Source organism: Providencia sp. AGC89, from assembly GCF_053543535.1.
The window spans coordinates 1-559 of the sequence record NZ_JBIXLP010000086.1; the positions used below are offsets into that span (position 1 = coordinate 1).

At 31.7% G+C, this 559-nt stretch carries 1 pseudogene; it reads right to left on the reverse strand.

Features of this window, described 5'->3' with window-relative positions:
* Positions 1–285: pseudogene (locus ACIPUA_RS17940) on the reverse strand (hypothetical protein); the annotation flags it as partial.
* Positions 286–559 lie beyond the last annotated feature (274 nt).

A 559-nucleotide genomic window follows, 5' to 3' on the forward strand; every position in this document is an offset into this window, starting at 1 on the left:
TGCTCCTAGGGTACCATCACATGATACTTTTAATATCCAGTTTTGTTTAAATCGATTCCCATCAATTCGTTGTATACCTATTTCATTAAAATGAATATGGATTGGCGAGCCAACACCATCACTGCTATATACATCGCATGGTGGAAAATCTAATAAATTACCTGTCATATTAATTTTAACATCATTACTCGCTATTGACGTTCCAACATTAATAAAAAATGCCATTACACTAATTATCACTGCACTAATGAAGGGCATATATTGTTTTTTTATGCATTTTTTCATCCTAGCCACCTCATTTTCAGGCTTTTGATAAAATAACCTTAATCATATAACACTATGAAATAATGATAAAACTTGATTTTTATCATTAATAAGATAACAAGCTGTCATCCTATTTGAATTTTATTTATGTTCACTAGCTATTAACTTCAATTTGTAACTACGATTAGTTACTCATACTCAGCAATTAACGTTGCTGTGGCATTAAATGGTCCCGTTTTTATTACCGAAGCACCCGCATTACGGATCGGTACAACATAAAAAGAAATAGTATCGC